This is a genomic window from Terrisporobacter muris, from assembly GCF_024621905.1.
In the GTDB taxonomy this organism is placed as follows: domain Bacteria; phylum Bacillota; class Clostridia; order Peptostreptococcales; family Peptostreptococcaceae; genus Terrisporobacter; species Terrisporobacter muris.
The window spans coordinates 1-1,223 of the sequence record NZ_JANKBY010000579.1 but is presented as its reverse complement, the minus strand read 5'-3'; the positions used below and the strand labels follow the sequence as shown (position 1 = coordinate 1,223).

The window sequence follows — 1,223 nt, the reverse complement described above, 5'->3', positions numbered from 1 at the left end:
TTGTAATTATGGGTATAGTGTTATTATTATTAACTCTATATGTTGCTAAATTAGAAAAAAAAGATGCTGAAGAAAAAGCTAGAATTGCAGCTGAAAAGAAAGCTATTAAGGCCGAACAAAAGCGTCTAAATAAAGGTAAGAAAAAAAAGAAAAAGAAAAAAAGATAATATTAAAGGAGCTTTCTCATAATAATTTAAATTTATTAATGAGTAGCTCCTTTTTAATTTATTTTTCTTCTATATTTTTAAATATATTATGATTTTCTTCTAAATATTTTTCGCATTCAGTAGCAGCTATGGCACCATCTGATACAGCTGTAACAACTTGTCTTAATGATTTTTCTCTTAAATCACCAGCAGCATATACACCTTCAATATTTGTTTTCATTTTATCATCAGTTAATATATATCCATATTCATCCATATTAACTAAACCTTTAAACATATCAGTAGCTGGTATATGTCCTGCAAGTACAAATGTTCCAAAGCTAATATCATCCTTAGAAAGTTCATATCTTTCTTTTTCATTTGTAATATTATTTACATATTCTATATAAGTTGGTTGTTCTTCTCCCCCAAGTTCTACTACTTCCGTATTAAATTTAACTTCTATTTTATCATTTGCTAAAACTCTATCTGCAATAGATTTTGCACATGAGAACTTAGGTTTTCTAACAAATACTGTTACTTTTCTAGCTAATCTTGAAAGATATAAAGATTCTTCTGCAGCAGAGTATCCACCACCAACAACAAACACATCTAGATTTCTAAAAAATCCTCCATCACAAGTTGCACAGTATGACACTCCTCTTCCATAATATTTCTCTTCACCTTTAAATCCTACTTTTCTTGGAGTAGCACCTGTTGATATTATAACTGTTTTAGCTTTAAATTCTTTATTTCCAGTTTTTATTATTTTTATTTTACCATCTAAATTCATTGAAAGTATTTCGCTATACTCAAACTTAACTCCAAAGTTTTCAGCCTGTTTTCTCATAGTATCTATTAAACTTGGTCCGTCAATCTCCACTATTCCAGGATAATTTACTATCTCAAAAGTTGTTATAGCTTGTCCACCTAAATATTGTTTTTCTATTATTAATGTATCTAAGGCAGCTCTACCAGCATAAATACCTGCTGATAATCCAGATGGTCCACCACCAATTATAATTACGTCATATATTCTGTCCATATTAATAATCTCCTGTCAATAATTTTAAATTA

General features: G+C 28.8%; 1 protein-coding gene. It reads right to left on the bottom strand.

Features of this window, described 5'->3' with window-relative positions; genetic code table 11:
• Nucleotides 1–225 precede the first annotated feature (225 nt).
• Nucleotides 226–1,191, bottom strand: coding sequence for an FAD-dependent oxidoreductase (locus NSA58_RS20400; protein ID WP_039678418.1), 966 nt, complete (start codon nt 1,189–1,191; stop codon nt 226–228).
• Nucleotides 1,192–1,223: the final 32 nt, after the last annotated feature.